Annotated in this window: 4 protein-coding genes and 1 pseudogene; 3 read left to right on the plus strand and 2 right to left on the minus strand. The window is 41.2% G+C overall.

What is annotated here, in order from left to right; all coding sequences use genetic code 11:
- A pseudogene (locus tag F6K52_RS34870) lies at positions 1-101 on the minus strand (DNA-binding protein); the annotation flags it as partial.
- Positions 102-363: 262 nt separating this feature from the next.
- Between F6K52_RS34870 and F6K52_RS34875 the strand changes: the two are divergent.
- On the plus strand, positions 364-618 hold the full coding sequence (locus tag F6K52_RS34875; protein WP_293089556.1) for a hypothetical protein: 255 nt from the start codon (positions 364-366) through the stop codon (positions 616-618).
- 124 nt (positions 619-742) lie between these two features.
- Here F6K52_RS34875 and F6K52_RS34880 read toward each other — a convergent pair whose 3' ends face one another.
- Positions 743-1,000, minus strand: coding sequence for a hypothetical protein (locus F6K52_RS34880; protein ID WP_293089558.1), 258 nt, complete (start codon positions 998-1,000; stop codon positions 743-745).
- Positions 1,001-1,391: 391 nt separating this feature from the next.
- Between F6K52_RS34880 and F6K52_RS34885 the strand changes: the two genes are divergently transcribed.
- Complete coding sequence (locus F6K52_RS34885; protein ID WP_293089560.1) at positions 1,392-1,604, plus strand: hypothetical protein; 213 nt, start codon at positions 1,392-1,394, stop codon at positions 1,602-1,604.
- A gap of 38 nt (positions 1,605-1,642) precedes the next feature.
- On the plus strand, positions 1,643-2,928 hold a 1,286-nt coding region (locus F6K52_RS34890), incomplete at its 3' end, for an ATP-binding protein (RefSeq protein ID WP_293089562.1).

Genomic DNA, 2,928 nt, shown 5'->3' on the forward strand with positions numbered 1-2,928 from the left:
ACCTTATAAGCTCCTTTCACTCTGCCCTTGCTCAACAGGAAACGGACGCGAGTGGCAGAGATACCTAGTAATTCAGCGGCTTGTGCGGTAGAAATCATCATGGCGAAAAACCGTTGTGTTTACGATACTAATTATATTAACACGATTTTTGAAAATATGCAAATATTGGGTTGTAAAGGTGGAAAAGGTGGTTATTAAAAAAACTATTGCATTATCACAAGGGGTTATAAAAGTGGTAAAAGTGGTAAAAGTGGTAGGTATGGGGAGTGGGGTAAAAAACTATTGCATTGTCACAAGGTGTTGTGAGGGTGGTAATAGTGGTGAGAGTGGGAGGTGTGGGGAGTGAAGTGAAAAACTGTTGCATTGTCACAAGGGGTTGATTTAGTCAGAGCGGGTCCTTGGGTGGTGCGTTACGGGGCGGGCTGTCCCAGGCGCGAAGAGGAGAACATAAAAGCAAGCCCGCCCCTAACACACCCTACGCAACATCTCCCTCCCCGATTCCCGATTCCCGATTCCCGATTCCCGATTCCCTGTTCCCTCAATAAAAAAAATTCGGTCAAGTTCTGGTTAATTCCAATCCTTGACCGAATTATTTTTTGTAATAGTCAAGAGCCCTAGGGTTTTTGACTATGTGTTCACCAAATCAACAACATACAAACTTAGGTTTGATACTTTAGACGTCGTACTTTCTCCTGAGTTTTGACCTCTCGCCAGGGATTGGAATCCCTGGCAAGTTCCTATCTTAATCTGCCAACAGATATCGACTCAATATACTGATAACCTCTCCAGAATTTCCAGTAGGTTGAGGAGCGCTCCACTCATGAACTTGTGCGTAGCCACGGCTATAAAGGTTATAGATTGTGACCCGCACGGTTTTGGGAGAACCAATCAATATATGTTTGATTTGCTCCCGTCCTGGCTGCCCTTGGCCAGATAATTCAGGGAAATTAGGATTGTTGGGATTATACTCAAAGTTTGGGAGAAATTTTTCGATATCCATAATGTTTTTTGCTGTTGATTATTGGAACATTTTTATGTTAATAAATAATTATTTATTTTGTCAAGTATTTTTAAGTTTTTTTTGTAATTTTTTTTGAATTGGGGGGTTATTAGTGAAATATTTTAGATTATTTTTTTAGATTAATTGACTATGAAAAATATTATATTTTTCATAGACTTAATGACTTTTTATAGCATTTTATGTCTCGATCCCCCCCAGCCCCCCTTATCAAAGGGGGGAGTCAGTCAAGTCCTGTTTATCAAAAGTTTAATTCCGAAAAGTCCCCCTTTTTAAGGGGGATTTAGGGGGATCAAAACCTAGCAGTTAAGGGTTAGATTAATAAATTAGGGGTTAGGTATTAGAGTTGGGGAGTGAGATCGCCTAGGGTGACATGCAGCTCAATCGCTTAGCGGCTCAGAGCATCGCGTTTTTTTTTCGTGATGATAACTTAGGTAAGTTTAGCGTTGATAATGGTAAAAAAATACACAGCTTTTTACCTATTTACTGCTCCCTACTCCCTACTCCCTACTCCCTACTCCCTACTCCCTGCTCCCTACTACCAATAATAAAATTACTCACCCAATTTAAACCTGATATACTATAATAAATAATATCTAAACTAAAGCATTGTGTGAGGTAGTCGTGGCGTTGGACTTACTGAGCGAAATCTATAGTTCCTTTGAACCTTTTCAGCCTCCACCAAAAAAGGCGTATGTTGACTGTCAAGATGTTCGTGGCGGTTGGGAGGTTACTCGAGAGTTAGGACGGAAAATCACGCGGTCTAAGCAGCCAACATGCCAGCTATACTCTGGACACCGAGGAGTGGGTAAATCTACTGAACTTTTACGACTAAAAGAGCATTTAGAACAAAAGAAGTATTTTGTAGTTTACTTTGCTGCGGATGACGAAGATATTGAACCCCAAGATGCTGATTATGCAGATATTCTCTTTGCTTGCACTCGCCACTTGGTAGAAGCCATTAAGCTTGAACAGCATAATCCATTACTAAATTGGATGAAAGATCGTTGGGAATCCTTAAAGGATATTGCCTTGACCGAGGTAGCGTTTGATGGGTTAAGTTTAGAGGGGCAAATCTCCCAGTTTGCCAAGATTACTACTAACCTTAGGGCAACACCAGATAAACGCCGTGAACTCCGCCAAAAAATCAACGCCAATACGCCATCTTTAGTCGAAGCCGTCAACGACTTTATCCAGGAAGCTCAAAAGTCTTTGTCTGCTAAGTCTGCTAATAGTCGAGGAATTGTATTGATTGTTGACAACCTTGATCGCATGGCAGAAACCCAAGAAATAGGGAAACCAAGTAACTATGATGAAATTTATCTGAATCGCAGTGAAATGTTACGAAGATTGGCTTGTCATGTAATTTATACTGTGCCAATAGCCATGGTGTACTCAGGACGGGCAACTCAGCTCGAAAATAATTACGATAAACCTGATGTATTGCCAATGATCATGATCCGCAATCCAGACGAAACAGAAAATAAACTAGGGCTAGACAAAATGAGGGAATTGATCTGCCGTCGGATTGCCCTGATCGAACCCAACTTGCTTCAAACCCTAGAGGGAAAAGTAGACGGGCTAGATTTTCCGCCGGTATTTGATAACGGTGAGACCTTAAAGAATCTTTGTCTAATGAGTGGTGGACATGTCCGAAACTTGATGCAATTAATCCAGAAAGCGATGGACTGGACAGATGAACTACCGATTACTGGAAAAGCAGCAAAGCGAGCCATTGAAGAAACACGAGAGACCTATCGTCTCACTGTACAGGAGAAGCAATGGGAAATTTTAGCACGAGCATGTCATCTCAAGCAGGCCTATAATGATTTTGATCACTTAGATTTGTTGTTGAAGCGCTGCCTCTTGGAATACCGCTATTATGATGAAAACGATAACCTACAGATTTA

This window comes from Moorena sp. SIO3H5 (assembly GCF_010692395.1).
In the GTDB taxonomy this organism is placed as follows: domain Bacteria; phylum Cyanobacteriota; class Cyanobacteriia; order Cyanobacteriales; family Coleofasciculaceae; genus Moorena.